The organism is Nocardioides sp., from assembly GCF_029937575.1.
Lineage (GTDB): Bacteria > Actinomycetota > Actinomycetes > Propionibacteriales > Nocardioidaceae > Nocardioides.
This window is the reverse complement of the sequence record NZ_JAPYPS010000025.1, coordinates 1-20,354: the sequence shown is the minus strand read 5'-3', so window position 1 is coordinate 20,354 and position 20,354 is coordinate 1. Positions and strand designations below refer to the sequence as shown.

Annotated in this window: 15 protein-coding genes; 7 read left to right on the top strand and 8 right to left on the bottom strand. The window is 71.3% G+C overall.

The window, feature by feature from the left end:
- Positions 1-29 precede the first annotated feature (29 nt).
- The 3 genes from Q1K33_RS10730 (at position 30) to Q1K33_RS10720 (ending at position 3,606) form a co-directional block, all read left to right on the top strand.
- On the top strand, positions 30-542 hold the full coding sequence (locus Q1K33_RS10730) for a DUF2867 domain-containing protein (RefSeq protein WP_300403722.1): 513 nt from the start codon (positions 30-32) through the stop codon (positions 540-542).
- A 108-nt stretch (positions 543-650) separates the two neighbouring features.
- Positions 651-1,400, top strand: a complete 750-nt coding sequence (locus tag Q1K33_RS10725) for a VTT domain-containing protein (RefSeq protein ID WP_300403720.1) — start codon at positions 651-653, stop codon at positions 1,398-1,400.
- Positions 1,401-1,458: 58 nt separating this feature from the next.
- On the top strand, positions 1,459-3,606 hold the full coding sequence (locus Q1K33_RS10720; RefSeq protein WP_300403718.1) for a M14 family zinc carboxypeptidase: 2,148 nt from the start codon (positions 1,459-1,461) through the stop codon (positions 3,604-3,606).
- 29 nt (positions 3,607-3,635) lie between these two features.
- On the opposite strand, the gene Q1K33_RS10715 is transcribed toward Q1K33_RS10720, so the two are convergent.
- Complete coding sequence (locus Q1K33_RS10715; RefSeq protein ID WP_300403716.1) at positions 3,636-5,189, bottom strand: metallophosphoesterase family protein; 1,554 nt, start codon at positions 5,187-5,189, stop codon at positions 3,636-3,638.
- Positions 5,190-5,325: 136 nt separating this feature from the next.
- On the opposite strand from Q1K33_RS10715, the gene Q1K33_RS10710 reads away from it, so the two are divergent.
- Positions 5,326-6,138, top strand: a complete 813-nt coding sequence (locus Q1K33_RS10710) for a septum formation family protein (protein ID WP_300403714.1) — start codon at positions 5,326-5,328, stop codon at positions 6,136-6,138.
- Positions 6,139-6,140: 2 nt separating this feature from the next.
- On the opposite strand, the gene Q1K33_RS10705 is transcribed toward Q1K33_RS10710, so the two are convergent.
- Positions 6,141-6,824 carry a TrmH family RNA methyltransferase gene (locus Q1K33_RS10705; protein WP_300403785.1) on the bottom strand — a complete coding sequence of 228 codons (684 nt, stop codon included), beginning with the start codon at positions 6,822-6,824 and terminating at the stop codon, positions 6,141-6,143.
- A gap of 175 nt (positions 6,825-6,999) precedes the next feature.
- Between Q1K33_RS10705 and Q1K33_RS10700 the strand changes: the two genes are divergently transcribed.
- On the top strand, positions 7,000-7,758 hold the full coding sequence (locus tag Q1K33_RS10700) for a VTT domain-containing protein (RefSeq protein ID WP_300403712.1): 759 nt from the start codon (positions 7,000-7,002) through the stop codon (positions 7,756-7,758).
- A 10-nt stretch (positions 7,759-7,768) separates the two neighbouring features.
- Here the strand turns inward: Q1K33_RS10700 and Q1K33_RS10695 are convergent, their stop codons facing one another.
- Both Q1K33_RS10695 and pyrE read right to left on the bottom strand, forming a co-directional pair.
- Positions 7,769-8,398 (bottom strand): class F sortase, encoded by a 630-nt coding sequence (locus tag Q1K33_RS10695; protein WP_300403710.1) that lies wholly within the window; start codon positions 8,396-8,398, stop codon positions 7,769-7,771.
- A gap of 150 nt (positions 8,399-8,548) precedes the next feature.
- Positions 8,549-9,088 carry an orotate phosphoribosyltransferase gene (pyrE, locus tag Q1K33_RS10690; RefSeq protein ID WP_300403708.1) on the bottom strand — a complete coding sequence of 180 codons (540 nt, stop codon included), beginning with the start codon at positions 9,086-9,088 and terminating at the stop codon, positions 8,549-8,551.
- 19 nt (positions 9,089-9,107) lie between these two features.
- On the opposite strand from pyrE, the gene Q1K33_RS10685 reads away from it, so the two are divergent.
- A complete protein-coding gene (locus tag Q1K33_RS10685) occupies positions 9,108-10,325 on the top strand; it encodes a pyridoxal phosphate-dependent aminotransferase (RefSeq protein ID WP_300403706.1) in 1,218 nt (405 codons plus the stop codon).
- A gap of 58 nt (positions 10,326-10,383) precedes the next feature.
- Here Q1K33_RS10685 and Q1K33_RS10680 read toward each other — a convergent pair whose 3' ends face one another.
- The 4 genes from Q1K33_RS10680 to clpB form a co-directional block, all read right to left on the bottom strand.
- Positions 10,384-14,145 (bottom strand): lamin tail domain-containing protein, encoded by a 3,762-nt coding sequence (locus Q1K33_RS10680; RefSeq protein WP_300403704.1) that lies wholly within the window; start codon positions 14,143-14,145, stop codon positions 10,384-10,386.
- A gap of 152 nt (positions 14,146-14,297) precedes the next feature.
- Positions 14,298-15,428, bottom strand: coding sequence for a hypothetical protein (locus Q1K33_RS10675; RefSeq protein WP_300403702.1), 1,131 nt, complete (start codon positions 15,426-15,428; stop codon positions 14,298-14,300).
- A gap of 55 nt (positions 15,429-15,483) precedes the next feature.
- Positions 15,484-16,500, bottom strand: coding sequence for a DUF368 domain-containing protein (locus Q1K33_RS10670; protein ID WP_300403701.1), 1,017 nt, complete (start codon positions 16,498-16,500; stop codon positions 15,484-15,486).
- 63 nt (positions 16,501-16,563) lie between these two features.
- Complete coding sequence (clpB, locus tag Q1K33_RS10665; protein ID WP_300403699.1) at positions 16,564-19,158, bottom strand: ATP-dependent chaperone ClpB; 2,595 nt, start codon at positions 19,156-19,158, stop codon at positions 16,564-16,566.
- Positions 19,159-19,290: 132 nt separating this feature from the next.
- Here clpB and Q1K33_RS10660 point away from each other — a divergent pair, with 132 nt between their 5' ends.
- Positions 19,291-20,217, top strand: coding sequence for an alpha/beta hydrolase (locus Q1K33_RS10660; protein WP_300403697.1), 927 nt, complete (start codon positions 19,291-19,293; stop codon positions 20,215-20,217).
- Positions 20,218-20,354 lie beyond the last annotated feature (137 nt).

Genomic DNA, 20,354 nt, shown 5'->3' with positions numbered 1-20,354 from the left:
CCCGCGCGCCGGCGACGTAGCCTCGGGGCATGGACCGCAGCAGCACCCTGACCACCAGCAGCCGGTCCGCCGTCGTGGCCTGGTCGCCGGCCGCGGCGTGGGACCTCGTGGCGTCGGGCGAGTCCGGCCCCCAGTGGTACGTCGACGCAGCGCCGTTCGTGGTGCGCGGAGCCATCGACAGGTTCCTGGGCGGGGCCGGCCGCCGCCACCGACCGCCGGGTCGTGCCCGCCTCGCCGCCGGCGACCGGGTCGGCTTCTGGCACGTCGTGGAGGCCGACCACCGCCATCGCCGGCTGCTGCTCGAGGCCGAGGTGCGGGCTCCGGGTCGGGTCACCCTCGAGGCGGGCGTCACGGCCGCCGACGACACGTCGGTGATCTCGTTGACCATCGCCATCGAGCCGCGCGGCGTCCTGGGAGCGGCGTACCTGATCGCCGACCTGCCCGCCCGCGGAGCCGTCGCCGAGCTGACGATGCTGCACCTGCTCACGCTCATCCGCCGCCGGGACAACCCCTGGCCGGTCGACTCCGTCGTCGAGGCGTGACGCGTGACACGCGTGCACCCGACGTGGGCCCCGACGAGGTCGCCCACGGGTGAGGCCGCACGGCCACCAAGCAGTGAGGCAGCGCCAGGGGGCTGGCACGCTGGTCCCGTGGCAGCCCCCGCGCACGAGCCCGACGTCGTACGACGGGCCTGGCTGCGCCTGGGTGGACTCTCGGCAGCCCTGACAGTCGTCGGGCTCGTCACCCTGCTGGTCCTGCCGCTCTCCCGCGACGGCATCGCCGCGGCCATCGAGCCGCTCGGTCCGGCGGCGCCGGTGGCCTACGTCCTGGCCGGCGCCCTCCTCGGGATGATCTTCGTCCCCGGACCGCTGCTCGCCGGGGTCAGCGGCGCACTGTTCGGCACCGGGACCGGCTTCGTCGTCACCACGTGCAGTGCGACCTTGTCGGCGGTGCTCTCGACCCTGGTCAGCCGCCGGCTCGGCAAGCGACCGGTCGAGGCCTTGGCAGGCGAGCGGGCCACGGCGCTCATCTCGCTCGCTCGACGCCGCGGGTTCCTGGTCGTCGTCCTGCAGCGCTGGATCCCGGGGATCCCCGACTCGCCGTTCTCCTACGTCTTCGGCGCCATCGGGATCGGCGTACCCGCGATCGCGCTGGGCACCGTCGTCGGATCGGCGCCGCGCGCGTTCGCCTACACGGCCCTGGGCGACGCCGCGGTCACCGACGACGGACGGCTGGCACTGGCCGCCCTGGTCGTGGGCGCCGCGATCTCGGTGGTGGGTGTGACTGCCGGCACGGTCGTCGTACGACGTGAACGTCGCCGGTCCCCCAAGACCCACAAGCAGGACCAGCACCAGGACCACGACCAGGACCACGACCAGCACGACTCGGGCGTGACCTGAGCGAGCCCCCGTCGTTGAGCGGGTGACATTCTCGGCCGATCCCACCAGGAGACCGACCATGCCCACTCCCCAGTCGCGCCCCGCCTTCAGGCACCCGTTCAGACGACCGGCCCTCCTCGCGGCAGCCTGCGCCCTCTCGCTCACCGCAGGCATCGCACCGCTCGCGCAGTCGTCCAGCGCACAGGAGCCGCCCCCATCCGTGGACGCAGGCCTCGCCGACTTCTTCGCCCCGCGCCTGGTCACGGTCGACACCAGTGGTCTCGGCGAGAAGGAGCGCCTGCAGTCGCTCGGTCTGGACCTGACCGAGCACGCCGGCCGCGACTACGCCGAGGTGGTGATCCACACCGCCGCCGACCTGCGGACGCTCGTCGACAACAAGCTCGACTACGACGTGCGGATCCCCGACCTGATCGCCCGCGACCTGCAGGTGCGCGCCCTCGACGCGGCGTACGGCCTGAGGGTGGGCAGGTCCCCGCTCCCGTCGGGTCGCACGTCGTACCGCACGTCGAAGGACTACAACCGCGACATGCGGCTGCTGGCCAAGAAGCACAAGAAGGTCGTCAAGCGCTTCAAGCTGCCGCGGCCCACGCTCGACGGCCGCGACGTCTACGGCGTGGAGATCGGCAAGGGGGTGCGCAAGCCCAACACCGGTCAGCCCACGTTCTTCCTGATGGGCGTGCACCACGCCCGCGAGTGGCCCTCGGGTGAGCTGGCGATGGAGTTCGCCATCGACCTGGCCACCAGCTACGGCACGAACAAGCGGATCACGCGCCTGCTCAAGAAGGCCCGCGTGATCGTCGTCCCGGTCGTCAACGAGGACGGCTTCAACCTCTCGCGCACCGACGGTGAGTACGTCGACCTGCGCGACCTCAACGACTACGACCCGCTCGGCGGCACCGGCACGATCCTGGCCACGCCGGGGCGCGCCTACATGCGCAAGAACTGCCGCATCGTCGACGGCGTCGACACTCCCGACGCCACCTGCAAGCTGCTCCTGGCCACACCCGGCGGGTTCGGTGCCGGTGTGGACCTCAACCGCAACTACGGCGGCTTCTGGGGCGGCCCGGGGGCCAGCGAGCTCCCCGTCGAGCCGACGTACCGCGGCGCCGAGGCGTTCTCCGAACCGGAGACCCAGAACATCCGCGACCTCGTGCGCACCCGCAACGTCACCATGCTGATCTCCAACCACACCTTCGGCAACCTGATCCTGCGGCCCAACGGGGTCAACCCGACCACCGTCGGCTCCGACGGGCTGCCGGTGGGCGACTCCCCCGACGAGAAGGGCCTCAAGCAGCTCGGCGCGAGGATGGCGGCCCAGAACGGCTTCGCCAACATCCACGGCTGGCAGCTCTACGACACGACGGGCACCACCGAGGACTACAGCTACAACGCCACCGGCGGCTTCGGCTACACCTTCGAGATCGGGCCCAACGAGTTCCACCCGCCCTACGAGGAGGTCGTCGACGAGTACGTCGGCGCCGGGAAGTACCGCGGCAAGGGCAACCGCGGCGCCTACCTGCTGGCCCTCGAGCACGCCGCCGACCCGACGTACAGCGGGACGCTGAAGGGCAAGGCTCCGAAGGGTGCGACCCTGCGGCTGGCGAAGAAGTTCGACAGCCCGACCTGGGAGTCCTCCTTCGAGGACTTCGTCGACACCGCGATCACGGTGCCGAAGTCGGGTCGCTTCTCGTGGGTGGTCAACCCCTCGACGCGGCCGGTGCTGGCGGCGAAGACCATCGAGACGCCGAAGGCGAAGCCGTTCAAGCGCCAGGTCGACACCGAGCCGCTGCCGGCCCCGACCGGTTCGACCGACGTCGAGTTCGTGCTCCCGAGGAAGGCCGACATCCTCGAGGTCCAGCTCGACTGGGCCACCCCTGACGACCTCGACCTGGAGGTCTACCGCCAGATCGGCGACCGCGTCGTCCAGGTCGGTACGTCGGGCAACGCGCCGGGCGCCAAGGAGCAGGTCACCCTCACCGACGCGGCCCGCGGCACCTACGTCCTGCGCGTGGTCAACTACGCCTCGGTGGCCCCCGACTTCACCCTCACCACCGAGGCCTTCGAGTCGGTGACCAGGACGACCGAGGGCAGCATCGAGCGCTACACCCTGACCTGCGAGAAGAACGGCACGGTCAAGGCGAGGAAGAAGGTCCTCGTCGACCGAGGCCAGGTCAAGAGGCTCGACCTTCGCAAGGCCTGCCGCTGAGCGGCCACCAGGCCCGGCGCTGAGCCGGCTCAGTCCACGAGCGCCCCGACCCCCTCCAGGGAGTCGGGGCGCTCGTGCGTGAAGGCGGGGTGCAGCGACTCGCGCCCGAAGGCCAGGCGGGTACGGCGTCGCGCGTCGACGCGGTAGGACCAGTTGCGGTCCTGCAGACCGCCGAGGAGGTACGACGGCGCCAACCCGAAGTACTCGCCGCGCGAGCGCTCCGACCAGGCCCGGGCGTCGCGGCGGCGGGTCTTGTAGAAGTTGACCATGTAGCCCTTCTCGAAGAGCCGCACGACGGTGTAGCCGCCGGGGTACTCCTTGACCGCACCCCCCTCGAAGTACGGCAGCCGACCGGTCTCGGTGTTGCGCGACAGGTCGTTGCGGTGCGTGTGACCGGCGTACACGCCCGCGGCGTTGGGGTACTTCGCGAGCAGCCGGCGGAAGGCACGGGCGTCGTCGTTGTCGAGGCCGTTGGCGAAGGGAGGGATCCCGGTCGCCGCCGCGCTCGCGCTGGCCGGGTGGTGGAAGAGCGGGATCGTCGCCTCGCCCTTCTCCAGCTCGGCCTCGAGGTAGTCCAGCTCGGAGCGGCGCAGCACCCCGGTGGTCTCGCCGTCGTTGGAGTCGAGGCCGACGAAGCGGTAGCGGGCCTTGTGGTTGCCGACGGCGACCGAGAAGTGCTGGGTGCCCTTCTCGAAGCCGCGGTGGAAGCGCTTGTCGAACCGGTCGACCAGACCGGCGTCCACCTTCGGGCGCTGACGATCGTGGTTGCCGCGGGTCACGAAGTAGCGCGGGTCGTCGCCGGGACGCACCAGGTCCGTGCCGCCGAGCTCCCCGAGGCCGTCGAGGGTGCGCTTGCACTCGCGCAGTGCCGCGGGCTCGGACTCGTTGGACAGGTCGCCGTTGGCGAGGAGCAGGTTGCAGCCGCGCATCCTCGCGTCGTGGACGGCGCCGCGGCCCATGAAGCGCCAGTAGGGATGCTCGGGGTCGACCGGGAAGCCGGGCGGGATGCCGCCGCCGGGCAGGCTCGGGTCACTGTAGGCCAGGCCGGCGACCTGCTCGCCGAAGTGCAGGTCGTTGAGCCAGGCGACCCGTCCGACCTCCTTGCCGCCGGGGCGGAGCATCGTGGTGAACAGCGGCGGGGCCGGACCGCGCAGGATCGAGCCCGGGATCACGCCCGTGGCGACCGCGACCCGACCCTTGCTCTCCGCGCGCCAGTAGTACGTGCGTCCCGGCTTCAGCCCGGTCACCTCGACGTAGTGGTAGGCCGTCTTGTCGTGGCGACCGACCACCTTCCACGTGCGCGGGTCGGGGTCGGTCCCGATGAGCACCCGGCCCGGCGCCGCCACCGGCCTGGGGCGGCCGAACTCGTCGAGACGCAGCGGGTCACCGGTGAACCAGGTGATGATCGCGGTGGTGTCGGTGACGGTCACCAGCTCGAGGTTGATCGGCACGGCGTTGCCTCCTTCGGCCACCGCGTCGGCCAGCGACCAGTCGGGCCCGATCGCCTCGAGAGCCGGGAAGGTTGCACCGACCAGGGCGGCGTACTGCAGCAGCTGGCGCCGGGAGAGGTTCGACTCGCACACGTCCGGCAGCGTAGGTCGCCCCGACCAACGGCGTCCGACGTCCGAAAGAACCTTCATCACGAATTGGCCATTCGGCTCCCCCGAGCCGGTCCGGGAGCTAGGTTCTGCGCGACCCATCTCGGGAAAGGACCCCGTCGTGCCCACCCTCCTCCGTCGACCTTCTCTGGTCGCCACCCCCCTCATCGCTCTCCTCGGCCTCCTGGCGAGCCTGCTGCTGGTGCCCGCGCCGGCGGGCGCTGCACCGGCGAGCTCGACGCTCACCAGCTCGGCCCTCGCCGGCTCGGCGCTGCAGCGCGCCGTCGCCGAACCGGAGGTCGGCGAGTGCCACCGCCTCGACCTCACGGCGCAGGCAGCGCTCGCCGACGGGACGAAGCCGGTCAACTGCGAGCGCAACCACACCAGCCGCACGTTCAGCGTCATCGACGTGCCGAAGGGCACGAAGATGAGCGACCTCGACGCTCTCAACGAGCTCGTCGACCGGAAGTGCACCCCCGCGTGGAACCGGGCCGTGGGCGGCAGCACCGCCAAGAGGCTGCTGGCGGTCTACTCCTACATCTGGTTCGCCCCCACCGAGGCCCAGATCGAGGACGGCGCCCGTTTCCTGCGCTGCGACCTGATCATCGTCGGCAACAAGCGCGCCGTGTCGCTCCCGGATGCCCGCCAGCCGCAGCTCGGCAAGGGCTCTCCCAGCACGGTCGAGGCCCGCTGCTTCACGGGCAAGCGCTCCGGCTACCGGGCCCTGTCATGCTCCCAGCGTCACGAGTACCGCGCCGAGGGCACGTTCAAGCTGAAGGGCAAGAAGTACCCCTCCTCGGCGCGGCTCCAGCGGATCGCCAACCGCAGGTGCACCACGATCGCCGGACCGCAGTGGCTGGCCATCCCGCCCAGCCCCGAGTCCTTCGCCAACGGCTTCAGGTTCGTCATCTGCGCGGCGGCGAACAAGCGCTGAGCTCAGCCGTGTGTCCCGCCCCGCCAGGCGGGGCGGGCACCGTCGCCCGACAGGTCGGCGTGGGTCCGCACCCACGCGTGCATCGCGATCGCGGCCGCGGCCGAGGCGTTGATCGAGCGCGTCGAGCCGAACTGCGCGATCGAGAAGGTGCCCGCGCACGCCTGCCGCGCCGCCTCGGAGAGTCCCGGTCCCTCCTGGCCGAAGAGGAGGCAGACCCGCCGGGGCAGCGTCATGGTCTCGAGGTGGGCCGACCCGGGCAGGTTGTCGATGCCGAGCAGCGGCACCGTGCCCCCGTCGTACGACGCCAGGTAGGCCGCGAGATCCGCGGCCGTCTCGTGGTGGCGCACGTGCTGGTAGCGGTCGGTGACCATCGCGCCACGGCGGTTCCACCGCCGGTTGCCGACGATGTGGACCTCGGCGGCCAGGAACGCGTTGGCCGAGCGGACGATGGTGCCGATGTTGAAGTCGTGCTGCCAGTTCTCGATCGCGACGTGGAAGTCGTGGCGGCGGGTGTCGAGGTCGGCGCGGATCGCCTCGAGCGTCCAGTACCGGTAGCGGTCGACGACGTTGCGTCGATCCCCCTCGGCGAGCAGCTCGGCGTCGTACTCGCTGCCGGGCTCGCCGACGCCCTCGGGCCAGGCGCCCTCCCACGGGCCGAGCCCGACCTCGGGCTGCCCGTGCGGCATCGGGTCGTACGGCGCGCGACGCTCGTCGTCGCCGCCGGACTCCTCCGCTGGTCCCTGACCCACGACGCAGACCGTAGCGGGCCGGGCCGACGGGCGGACGACCGCGCGAAGCTCAGGGTGATCCCAGGGTCGGACTCCGCCACGAGGACGGCATCGGGACAGGTACCGTAAGCACGTGACCTTACTGGCCGCGTTCTCCGACCTTCCGAACACCATCCAGCCGATGCTCTTCGGTATCAAGTGGCTCGACCCCGCTTACCTGCAGACGGAGTTCGGCGGCGCGTTCATCTACCTGGCGCTCGCGATCGTCTTCGTGGAGTGCGGACTGTTCTTCCCGTTCCTCCCCGGTGACACGCTCCTCTTCGCGCTGGGCCTCTTCATCGCCGGTGGCACCAAGACCGGCTACACGACGTTCGGCCTCGAGAACAAGCCCGTCGAGCTCGTGCTGGCGATGATCGCGCTGGTGATCGCGGCCTTCCTCGGCAACGTGGTGGGGTACGAGATCGGTCGCAAGCTCGGGCCACCGCTCTATCAGCGCGACGGCCGCATCCTGAAGAAGAAGTACTTCGACCAGACCGGGGTCTTCTTCGAGAAGCACGGCAACAAGGCGCTGGTCATCGGACGGTTCGTCCCCTTCGTCCGCACCTACATCACCGTGGTTGCCGGCGTCACCCTGATGGAGCGCCGTCGCTTCTTCCTGTGGAGCTTCATCGGAGCGGTGCTCTGGATCGCGAGCATCACCCTGCTCGGCTACTTCCTCGGCGAGGCGGTGCCGTGGCTCGGCGAGAACATCGACTACGTCACCATCGCCATCCTGCTCTTCACCGTCATCCCGCTCGCGTGGGAGTGGTGGCGGCACAAGCGCCACGGCCACGCCGAGGACCTCGCCGCGGCCCCCGAGGTCGGCAAGGTCTCCGGTCAGCTCGAGGCCTGACCCCCCTACCTCAGCGGATCACCTTCGCGAACCAGATCGTCCGGTGGCTCCAGTCGCCGGCGCCACGCCGGACGCCTGAGCAGACGGCGATCGCCAGCCGGCCGGGGCCGTCGGTGCGGTAGTAGCGCTTGAACCGCTTCTCGGCGGTGATCTGGACCCGGTCGATCACCTCGTAGCAGCGCACCTGACCCTTGGCGCCACGAGCGACGATCCGTCCGCCCACCTGCAGTCCGTTGATGAGGTCATTGCCGATCGCCGAACCGTCGGGGTAGGTGTGGGCGTTCGTCTTCACGACGCCGTGGCGGGCGCCGGCCCTGATCTTGTCCTTCGCGTCCCACGCGAACTGCCGCTTGCCGGTGTCGGTCAGCGGGGGCGCCTTCGGCACGTTGTTTGCATCGCGCCCCAGAGCCAGGACGGCGCGCCGCTTCGAGACGCCCGGCACGCCGAGGGACGTCGGGCGGAACCTCTTGCCGGAGTTGGTGCACCCCTTCTTCTTCACACTCGCCGGGTGAGCGTCCCCGGGGACGGGGTCGGCCGCGGCCTGCTGGGCAGGCACGAGCACTGCCGCGAGCGGGACCAGGAGCGCGACGACGAGCGCGGCGAGACGGGTGCCAGGACGGGCGGTGGGAGCAGTCCACACGAGCGATCACCTTCGCAGAGCAGTCGCTCGTCGGTGAGGACCCCATGTCCCACTGCGTCCGATCCGGCGACCCCGTCATCGTGCCACGGCTGCTCGGCGGCGAGCGTCCTCGTGCGCCCGGACGGTGCTCCGCTCGCGCTCAACCGAGGCTCATCCCGCGTGGCGTACGGCGTCCAGGTCGGCCTTGGTGAGCACGGCGCGGACCTCGAGACCGACGTCGGCGAGCGGGTTCTCGCCCGCGGGGCTGCGGTCGATCGCGCAGCAGACCACGTCGACGATCGCCCCGCCCTCACGCAGCGCCCGGGTGGCGTCACGCACCGCTCCGCCGGTGGTGATGACGTCCTCGATCAAGGTGACCCGCTTGCCGTCGTACGCCCCGCCCTCGGCAAGCTTGCAGGTGCCGTAGGTCTTGGCCTCCTTGCGCACGAAGAGGGCCGGAGTGCCGAGGATCGAGCTGACCACGGTCGCGATCGGGATGCCGCCCATCTCCAGCCCGCCGAGCAGCTCGGTGTCCTGCGGCACGAGCTGGATCATCTCGCGCGCCACCCGTCCGAGCAGGAGCGGATCGGCCTCGAAGAGGTACTTGTCGAAGTACTCGTGGCTGACCTGGCCGGAGCGCAGGGTGAACTCACCCGTCAGGCGGCAGCAGGCGTCGATGTCGGCGGCGAGGGAGTCGTCGGTGGTGGTCACGACTGGCAGGGTAGTCGTCATGTCCCGCCGCTCGCCCGCCCGCCGACCCGACCACCGGCCCGACCACCGGCCCGCCCACCGGTTGGACGGCATCCCCCCGACGATCTTCGCCGAGATGTCCGCCCTGGCCGTGCGCACGGGCTCCCTCAACCTCGGCCAGGGCTTCCCCGACGAGGAGGGACCCGCCGAGGTCCTCGCAGCCGCGGTCGCGGCCATCCAGGGCGGTGCCAACCAGTACGCGCCCGGCATCGGGATCCCGGCGCTGCGACGAGCGATCGTCGACCACCAGCACCGCCACTACGGGATCGAGCTCGATCCCGACACCCAGGTCGCGGTCACGACGGGCTGCACCGAGGCGATCGCGGCCTCCCTGCTCGGCCTCGTCGACCCGGGAGACGAGGTCGTCGTCCTCGAGCCCTACTACGACTCCTACCCGGCCATGCTGCAGATGTGCGGCGCCGTACGGCGACCGGTCACGCTGCGCTCCCCCGACTTCCGTGTCGACCTCGACGAGCTGCGCGCGGCCGTCACGCCGCGCACCCGGTTCGTGCTGCTCAACAGCCCGCACAACCCGACCGGGACCGTGCTCACCCGCGCCGAGCTGGAGGCGGTCGCCGAGCTGGCGATCGAGCACGACCTGGTCGTCATCACCGACGAGGTCTACGAGCACCTGGTCTTCGACGACCCCGACCACCCCGCACACGTCCCGCTCGCCACGCTGCCCGGCATGGCCGAGCGAACGCTCACCCTGTCGAGCGTCGGGAAGTCCTACTCACTGACGGGCTGGAAGGTCGGCTGGGCGACCGGCCCGGCCGAGCTGGTCGGCGCGATGGTCGCCGCCAAGCAGTGGATGACCTACACCTCGGGGGCTCCCCTGCAGCCGGCCGTCGCCGTGGCGCTGAACGAGCACCCCGACTTCCCTCGTGCGCTGTCCCGGGACCTGCAGGAGCGACGCGACCTTCTCGTCGGCGGTCTGCGCGACGCCGGCCTGCCGACGTCCACCCCGCAGGGCACCTACTTCGCGACCTCCGACGTCCGCGAGCTCGGCTGGCAGGACAGCGCCGCGTTCTGCCTGGCCCTGCCCGAGCGCGCCGGGGTCGTCGCGATCCCCGTGCAGGGGTTCTACGACGACCCGGCCGGCGCCGGCCGCCACCTGGTGCGGTGGGCCTTCTGCAAGCAGCGCGACGTGATCAGCGAGGCGACGGCGCGGCTGGCCGCAGCAGACCTGCACGCCTGAGCCCGGCCCGAGCCGGCTCGGCCCGAGCCGGCCAGGCCGGGCCGGACACGGGACGGCCTCAGCCGCGCACCTTCAGCTTGATGACCGTCGTGGTGCCGCCGACGAGGACGCCGACCTTCCACTTCTTGCCCGTGGTCCTCTTGCCGACCTTGGCCTTGCGGACCCAGGTCGTCACGTTGTCCTGGGTCTCGCTCGCCCTCATCGTGCGACCGGCACCCGAGAGCTGCTTCTTCTGCTTGACGGGCTTGAGCAGCCGCGGCTTGCTGGAGGCACCGAAGACCGCCTGCACCTGGAACGCGTCGCCGCGTCTGACGATGTAGCGCCCGCCGTTGAAGCGCGCGCCCAGCACCTGGACCAGCGGCACCCGGAAGCGCTTGGAGGCGCTGGCGGTGTTCCCCGCGAGGTCCGTGGCCGTCGCGGTGACCAGCACCGAGCGACCGTTGCGCATCGACTCGACGGTGCAGGTGTCGACGTCCGACGTGGCGTCGGAGGCCACGCACCGGCCGGCCGGCTCGTCGCCGCGGTAGGTGCGACCGTCCTTGACGCCGCCCACCGTGACGGCAGGGGCGTCGAGGTCGACGTCCACGGTCACCGACGTGGTCGCCGTACCGCCGTCCTCGGCCGTGACGGAGCCGGTCACGACCTGGTCGGCGCCGGACTCGTCGAGCACGGCCGGGGCCGGGCAGTCCCCGACGATCGGTGCGCTCATCGGGGTGCAGGTGAAGGTGACGGTGACCGGGCCGGCGTACCACCCGGTGGCCGACGGCGGCTCGGCCGACGTCACGTCCGCGGTGATGGTGGGGTCGACGACGACCGGGTCGACGTCCTCGACGCACGTGACCGTGCCCTCGCGCAGCGCGAAGCCGCCGGTGTTGGAGTCGTCGGACCAGAGGGCCGGCTTGACGCCCTCGACGCACTCGCTGCCGCCAGCGAGGGTGAAGCCCTCGTTGTTGATGTTGGGCATTCCGGCGGGGCGCTCGTAGTAGGTCTCGGGCGCGAACGCGCCGTCGGTGACGTCGAAGAGCCCGATCCGGCCTTCACACGTGTCGTCGCAGACGACCCACAGCTGCTGGGTGCTCGCCTCGAAGTGCAGGTCCATCACTGCGGGGAAGCCACTGGCGAAGTCGGCGACGCGGGTGAAGGTGCCGGCGGTGTGGTCGAGCGCGTAGGCGTAGACCTGGCCGTTGCCCTCGAGACCGACCAGGAACAGCCCGCCGCGGTGGTCGGCGTACGTCGTCGGGTCGTAGGCCGCACCGGTGGTCTCGTCGACCAGGCCAGCCTCGAGGAGGTAGGAGTCGGGCACGAAGGCGATGCCCTCGAGCCCGGAGTTGGCAGCGACCGTCGGCAGGTCGTCGACGAGGTTCCACTCGTGGGTGGCACTCAGGGTGGCCTCGCCGGCCGGGACGTCCCAGCGCAGGATCGCAGGGCGGCTGACGCCGCTGGAGGCGTTGTTGCGCTCGGTGGCGGCGTACACGCCGTCGGCCGAGCCACCGGCGCCCAGGGTCACGCCCTCGGTGTCGGGGAGACCTGTGCCGTCGGGGTAGGTCAGGGTGTTGGTCGCGGTCGGCGACCAGGTGTCGCCCGACTTCGCGAGGCGCACGAGCTCGCCGGTGCCGTTGTTGACGGCGAGGAGAGTGGCCGGCGTGGTCGTGCCGGTGCTCTCGTAGGTCAGGCCACTGATGTCGCCGCCGAGCACGCCGGCCTCGTCGACGGTCGCGACGTCCTGGCTGCCGGGCCACGGCTCGGTGACCAGGTCACCGACGCACTGGTTGGTGGCGCCCTTGGTCGCGGTCCGGGTGGTGGCAAAGTCGCCGGTCCCGTCGGGGCAACGGCCGTACGTCGTCGCCGCGTGCGTCAGCCAGGTGTAGGAGTCGATCAGGGTGCTCCCGTCGGCCGCGAAGAGGCGAGCGGAGTCCGCTCCCCCGAGACCGAACCCGAAGTCGGCCTCGTCGAGGACGAGATACGCACCGGGCGCGATCGACGTCGCCGCCGGGATCTGGAAGGTCCGGGCATCGTCGTCGTCCTTGAAGAAGAATCCGCCGACGTCGACCGGGTCGACACCGTTGTTGACCAGCTCGACCCAGTCACCGGGCTCGCCGCCACTGGACTCGACCTCGTTGATCCGCACCGCGGCCGAGCAGTCGTTGGCCGCACCCCGCGTCGAGGACGTGGTGGTGGTGAAGTCGCCGGTGCCGTCGGGGCAGCGGCCGTACGTCGTCGCCGCGTGCGTCACCCACGTGTAGGTGTCGATCGCCTCGTCGCCGGCCGAGCCTCCGGCCGGTCCGAACAGCCGCACCGAGTCCGCACCCCCCAGACCGAACCCGAAGTCGGCCTCGGCGAGCACGTAGTACTCACCCGGGGCGACGATCGTGTCGTCGGGGATCGTGTAGAACGCCTTGGAGTCGTCGTTGTCCTTGAACCGGTAGCCCGAGAGGTCGAAGCCCTCCGTGCCGGTGTTGACCAGCTCGGCGAAGTCGCCGACGAGGTCGCCGTTGGACTCGACCTCGTTGAAGGTCACCGTGACCTTCGCCTCGGCGGGGCAGTCGTTGGCCGCACCGCGCGTCAAGGACAGGGTGGTGCCGAAGCCGCCGGTGCCGTCGGGGCAGCGGCCGTACGTCGTCTCGGCGTGCTCGGTCCACTCGTAGGAGTCGACCAACGTCGTGCCGTCGGCCAGGAAGAGCCGAGCCGAGTCGCCACCGCCCAGGCCGAAGCCGAAGTCTGCGGTCGCCAGCACGTAGTACTCGTCCGGGGCGACCGTGGTCCCGACCGGGATCGGGTAGGCGTGCGTCGGGTCCTCGTCGTCGTTGTCCCTGAAGATCCAACCCGAGATGTCGACGGAGGCGTCGCCGGTGTTCTTGAGCTCGACGAAGTCGCCGACCGCGTCACCGTTGGACTCGACCTCGTTGACCGCGATGCTGGGCAGCTCGGGGCCGGGGCAGTCGTTGGCCGCTCCGCGCGTGGTCGAGGCGGTGGTCACGAACTCGCCGGTGCCATCGGGGCAGCGGCCGTAGCTGGTGGCGGCGTGCTGGGTCCAGGTGTAGGTGTCGACCGGGGTGTCCCCGTCCAGCCCACCGGTGGGCGCGTAGAGCCGCACCGAGTCGCCACCACCGAGGCCGAAGTCGAAGTCGGCCTCGGCCAGGACGTAGTAGTCGCCGGGAGCGACGACGGTCTCGTCGGGGATCGTGTAGAAGGGCCGGGTGTCGTCGTTGTCGCGGAAGCGGAAGCCCGACAGGTCGAACGGCTCCGCACCGGTGTTGACCAGCTCGGCGAAGTCCCCGACCGGGTCACCGTTGGACTCGACCTCGTTGAAGGTCACCGTCACCGCGGGGCCAGCGGGGCAGTCGTTGGCCGCACCCTTGGTCGGCGACACGGTGGCGAAGAAGTCACCGGTGGCATCGGGACACCGGCCGTACGTCGTCGCCGCGTGCTCGGTCCACGTGTAGGAGTCGATCAGCGTCGTGCCGTCCGCCTCGAAGAGGCGTGCGGAGTCGCCGCCCCCGAGTCCGAACCCGTCCTGACCGTCGATGTCCACGTCGATGGCGACGAACCCACCGGCCGGGACCGTCGTACCCGCAGCGATCGCGAACGTCCGGGTGTCGTCGCTGTCCTTCAGCCGCAGCCCGGTCGCGTCGATCTCCACCGGCGTCGGGTTGACCAGCTCGATCCAGTCGGTGGCGTCGCCGTTGGACTCAACCTCGTTGATGACCAGGTCGGCAGGCGCCGCCAGGGCGGGGGCGGCGGCGACGACCGAGACGGCCAGCGCCCCGCTCATCGTGATGGCAGCGGACAGGAGGGGATGGAGCAAGGAGCGAGCGCGCACGTGTGCATCCTCGAAGGGGGTCGGCTGCCGAGTCAGCGAGCTGGTGGTGCAGGGGCGCTCCGACCCTGGATGAGCCCGGCTGCAGCACGGCGTCGACGAGGTGAACGACAGCCGAACGTCTCGGACCGGTTCGTGCGTCCGGACTCAGCGCGTCAGGAGCGGTGCTTCTGAGCGGCGAACCACGGACCGGCACCACCGACGAACAACAGGACCACGGTCGCGATCGCGGCGATCGTGAGCACGAGCGGCACGATGACGAGGGCGCCGAGGAGGCTGATCAGGGCCGCCATCGAGGCGGAGACGACGAGCGTGATCCGCGCCCCGTTGCTGCCGCGGATCGTGAGGACCGCGAGCACGATCGCGATCACGCACCACACGGCCAGCACTGCCAGGAAGCCGATCGCGGCGTTGGCGATCGTCTCGGGCGAGATGTCCTGGTAGGCCGAGTTGGACGACAGCTCCTTCTCGACCTCGTCGACGAAGTCCTGGCGTGAGGTCCCGATGAAGATCATCGAGACCGCCAGGCCGGCGAGGGTGATGCCGCTGGCGATCATCGTGATGATGCCCGCAGCCGTCACGCCGCCGGGACGCTTCGCTTGACCGGCCGGAGGACCCGCCGGTGCGCCGTACGGGTTGTAGGGCTGCTCGCTCATGCCCGTCATCGTGGCACGGGACGCGTCGGGGTGAGGGAGGTTCCACGACGACCCGGACGGCGGTGGCGGCGGCGTCCCCGGCCCCGAGGGCGGCGCCGACGACGAGGACGAGGGGGACGAGGGGGACGGCGGGGACGAGGGGGAGCCAGGCGGCGCCGCAGCGCTCGTCGTGGCGGCGACCGCGGCCCGGTCACGGACCGGCTCCTTGCCGTCGAACCAGTCCCGTGCCGGTTGCACCCACAGCATCGCCACGGCAGCAGCGACGAGTGCCGACATCAGGCCGCCCGAGGTGAGGCCGGCGACGAACAGGATCGGGGCGAGCACGCTGAGCACCACACGCGCGCTGCGCGAGGCCTGCAGCACCTGCCACCCGAGGATGGCCGTCGCCGCAGCGCAGCCACCCGCCACCAGGCACATGAGCCGGATCGCCAGCTGCACGTCGTCGACGCTGAGCCCCAAACCCTCACCTGGTGGGGTCGAGATGAACTCGTTGACCGACTCCTGGGACTCGATCGTGCCCAGGGCGGCCACCCGCTGGTAGGCGAAGAGGATGGTGACGACCGACCCGACCACGATCGACCAGCCGCTGAACGTCACCTGCCGGGGGCGTGGGAGTGGCTTGTCGGTCATGCGCCGAGTGTCCCAGAGGCCCCAACCGTTGCGTTCGGCAACCGAGCCCGGCGGGTCAGGGTGCTGCCGTGCTGCGGCTGGCCCGGGACTCCACGACGATCAGTCCGAGCACCACCACGGCGCCGAGCACGGCCAGGAGCACGGGCCCGAGCACCGGGTCGTACGGCGCGAGCAGGTCGCCCGGGCCGTGCGCCTCCTCCGCGGCACCCGCAGGCACCGACTGCCAGGGCCAGAGCGCGCGCAGGGAGCCGAGCAGCAGGCCGACCATCACGAGCAGCGTGGTGCGGCGGCGGTGCTCGAGCAGGTGCCGCAGCACCGGCACGAAGGACGCCAGCCCCACCAGGGCCCCGGCCGCGAAGACAGCCAGGTAGCCGAGGTCCCGGGCATCCACGGCGTCCAGCGTCACGGTGTAGAGGCCGACGATGAGCAGCAGGAACGAGCCCGAGACCCCCGGAACGACGAGCGCACAGACAGCGACGGCCGCGGCGACGAAGACCAGGACCAGGGGCGCCTCGCCCGAGCCGCCGTCCCCGGCCAGCCCCACGACCCAGAAGGCCACCGCCGCGACGGCGACCACCAGCGCGAGGTCGAGCCACCCGGCACGGCGCCCGGGGGGCAGCATCCGCACGGGCACGGCGATCGAGACCACCACCAACCCCAGGAACAACCCACGGGCCAGCTCCGGGGAGCCGGTGACGAAGGACTCCATGACGCCGGCGACGGTGAGCAGGGCGGCGGCCATCCCGACCAGGACCGGCACCACCAGGCGCCAGTCCACATGGCGCAGCTCCGCCCGGGCCGACGTCAGCCGATCGGGACCGAGGACCAGTCGTCGACCGGCCTGGCTGACGTGGTGGAGGGAGTCGATGAGCTGCTCGTAGACCCCGGTCACGAGCGCCACGGTGCCGCCGGAGACGCCCGGGACGAGCTCGGCGGTGCCGATCAGGAAGCCGCGACCGAGGTCCACGGGCAGCTGCCCGCGCCGACGCGGGGGTGCTTCGTGGGGTGCGGCGTCAGCCGAAAGGGCACCGGAATCAGGGGAAGGGTCGACGTCGCGAGCGGCGGACTGCATGCCTCCATTGCAGCAGAGGCCGTGCGCCGGGCACGAAACGGCGCGTGCCCGACGCTCGGACGCTCAGCGGTGCAGCTCCAGCCCGTCCGCACCCACGTCGACCCCGACCTGTCCGCCGTCGACGACCTCGCCGCCGATCAGCAGCTTGGCGAGCGGGTCCCCGATGGCCGACTGGATCAGCCGGCGCAGCGGGCGGGCGCCGTACGCCGGGTCGTAGCCGGTCTCGGCGAGCCACCGCTTGGCGGCCTCGGTGACGCTGATCGAGATACGTCGTACGGCGAGCCGCTGCTCGAGCAGGGCGAGCTGCAGGTCGACGATGTGGGTCAGGTCGTCCTTGCTGAGCGCGTCGAACTGCACGATCTCGTCGAGCCGGTTGAGGAACTCCGGCTTGAAGCTCTGGCGTACGACGGCCAGCACCGACTCGCGCTTCTTGTCCTCGTCGAGCGTCGGGTCGACCAGGTAGTGCGAGCCGAGGTTGCTGGTCAGGATGAGCAGCGTGTTGCGGAAGTCGACGGTGCGACCCTGACCGTCGGTGAGCCGACCGTCGTCGAGGACCTGCAGCAGGATGTCGAAGACCTCGGGGTGGGCCTTCTCGACCTCGTCGAGCAGCACCACCGAGTACGGACGGCGGCGCACGGCCTCGGTCAGCTGTCCGCCCTCGTCGTAGCCGACGTAGCCGGGAGGCGCACCGACGAGCCGCGAGACCGAGTGCTTCTCGGAGTACTCGCTCATGTCGATGCGGATGATCGCCCGGTCGTCGTCGAAGAGGAAGTCGGCCAGCGACTTGGCGAGCTCGGTCTTGCCGACGCCGGTGGGGCCGAGGAACAGGAACGAGCCGGTCGGGCGGTTGGGGTCGGCGATGCCGGCGCGCGAGCGTCGTACGGCGTCACTCACCGCCACGACGGCGGAGTGCTGGCCGATCAGGCGCTCCCCGACGACCTCTTCCATCCGCAGCAGCTTGGCGGTCTCGCCCTCGAGCATCCGCCCGGTGGGGATGCCGGTCCAGGCCTCGACGACGTCGGCGATCTGGGCGGCGCCGACCTCCTCCCCCACCAGGGGCTCGACGTCGGAGCCGGCCGCCTTCTCGTGGGCGGCGACGGCCTCGATCTGGGCCTCGAGGGTGGGGATGCGGCCGTAGAGGATCTCGCTGGCCGCCTCGAAGTCACCATCGCGCTGGAGTCGCTCGGACTCGATGCGCAGGGCGTCGAGCTGGCGGCGCAGATCGCCCTCGCCCTCGAGCGAGGCCTTCTCCTGCTCCCAGCGCGCCTCGAGGCCGCGCAGCTCCTCCTCGCGGTCGGCGAGGTCGGCGCGGAGCACGGCCAGTCGCTCGACCGAGGCGTCGTCGGACTCCTTGGCGAGGGCGAACTCCTCCATCTTGAGCCGGTCGACCCGGCGGCGGAGCTCGTCGATCTCCTCGGGAGACGACTCGATCTCCATCCGCAGCCGGCTCGCGGCCTCGTCGACGAGGTCGATCGCCTTGTCGGGCAGCTGGCGGCCGGGGATGTAGCGGTCGGACAGGGTCGCGGCCGCGACGAGGGCTGCGTCGGTGATCCGGACGCCGTGGTGCGCCTCGTACTTCTCCTGGATCCCGCGCAGGATCTGGATGGTGTCCTCGACGCTGGGCTCGCCGACGAAGACCTGCTGGAAGCGGCGCTCGAGGGCGGGGTCCTTCTCGACCCGCTCGCGATACTCGTCGAGGGTCGTGGCGCCGATCATGTGCAGCTCGCCGCGCGCGAGCATCGGCTTGAGCATGTTGCCGGCGTCCATCGCCGAGTCGCCGCCGGCGCCCGCGCCGACGACGGTGTGCAGCTCGTCGATGAAGGTGATGACCTGCCCGCCGGCCTCCTTGATCTCCTCGAGCACGGCCTTGAGCCGCTCCTCGAACTCGCCGCGGTACTTCGCGCCGGCCACCATGGCGGCCAGGTCGAGGCTCAGCACCCGGCGGCCCTTGAGGCTGTCGGGGACGTCGCCGTCGACGACGCGCTGGGCGAGGCCCTCGACGACGGCGGTCTTGCCGACACCGGGCTCGCCGATGAGGACCGGGTTGTTCTTCGTCCGACGACTCAGCACCTGGATCACGCGGCGGATCTCGGCGTCGCGGCCGATGACGGGGTCGAGCTTGCCGTCCTGGGCGGCGCGGGTGAGGTCGACGGAGTACTTCTCCAGCGACTCGTACGTCGCCTCGGCGTCCTGGCTGGTCACGCGCCGGTTGCCGCGTACGGCGGTGAGCCCCTCGCGCAGCCCCGCCTCGGTCAGGCCGGCGTCGGTCAGCACCTGCTGGGCGCTCGACTCGGTGCCGGCGAGCGCGATCAGGAGGTGCTCGGTGGCGACGTAGTCGTCCTTCATGCTGCCGGCCAGGTCGAGCGCGGCCGCCAGGACGCGGGTCAGGGCTGGCGAGGCGGCGGGCTGCTTGACCGTGGCGCCGCTGGCGCTGGGCAGGCGCGACTGGGCCGCTTCCGCCTGGGCCCTCAGGAGGGCGGCGTCCACCCCGGCCTTGGTGACCAGGCTGCCGGCCGTGCCCTCGCCATCGCGCAGCAGCGCGGTCAGGACGTGGATCGGCTCGACCGCGCTGTGGCCGCCAGTGGTGGCGGCCAGCTGGGCGGCCTCGATCGCCTCGCGACTGCGGGTGGTGAACTTCTCTGCGCCGAAGGTGCTCATGGGGGTCTCGCTCTCGTGCGTGCCGATGCTTCCACTGGGTGCAACGATCGGAAAGTTGAGTCTGTTCCACTCAACTTTGCCAGATGCTCGCGCTTTCCCGAAGCCCGGGCGCGACGGCGCTACCGTGCCCTCATGCCCAGCACCGCGACCAACGCCATCTCCGCCGGCCTCGGACTCCTGCCGGACGCCCTCAGGCGCGCGGCGCTGACTCGGCCACTGCGACGGCGACGGGGCACGGCGGCGCCACGAGGGCTGTCACGGCTGTACGACGTCAGCGAGACGCCGATCGCCGAGGGTGCGGTCGTGACCGCACGCTCCCGCCGAGCCGGGGACACGAGCGGCGGCTCCCCCGCTTGCCCGGGGGCCGGCCGCCATCTCTTCTACCTGCACGGCGGCGCCTACACCCTCGAGGACCAGCACTGGCCCCTGCTGGGGCTGTTCATCGCCCGCGGCTGGACGGTCCACCTGGTCGACTACCCGCTCGCTCCCGAGCACACCGTGGACCAGACCGTGCCGATGATGCTGGCAGCGTGGCAGCACGTCGTGGACCTCGCCGACGGCGCGCCGATCGACCTGGCCGGCGACTCGGCCGGAGGCGGCCTGGCGCTGGTCCTCCTGCAGGAGATCCGCGGGGCGGGGCGTACCCGTCCGTCCCGCACCGTGCTGCTCTCGCCATGGGTGGACGCGGTGATGGCCGATCCCGCCACCGTCACGGCGGCGCGCGACGACGTCCTGCTCTCGCTGCGCGGCCTGCACGGCTGCATCGAGCTCTACCGCGGTGACCGGGACCCCGCCGACCCGTGGCTCTCTCCCATCAATGGCGGCCTGCACGACCTCGGCGAGATCCGGTCGTGGGTCGGCACCGCCGAGATGTTCCAGCCGCAGTGCGAACGCCTGGCCGACCTGGCCGCGAGCGCACCGGGCACCGACCACGAGCTGCGCCTGGGGCACGACCTCCTCCACGACTGGGGCCTGTTCCCCGTGCCGGAGCGCGACCTGCTCGTCGACGAGATGGTCGCGTTCTTCACCGCGTCACCCCGCACCTCCCCCGGAGGTTGAGCAGCGAGCGCCAGCGAGGAGCGGACCCGACGCTGGTCGAGGGCTGAGGCGCGCCAGCGACGAACCTCGAGACCCGGCGACGCAACTACCCTCCGACACCCCCGCCTACCCACGAATCATCCACAACCCTGTGGATG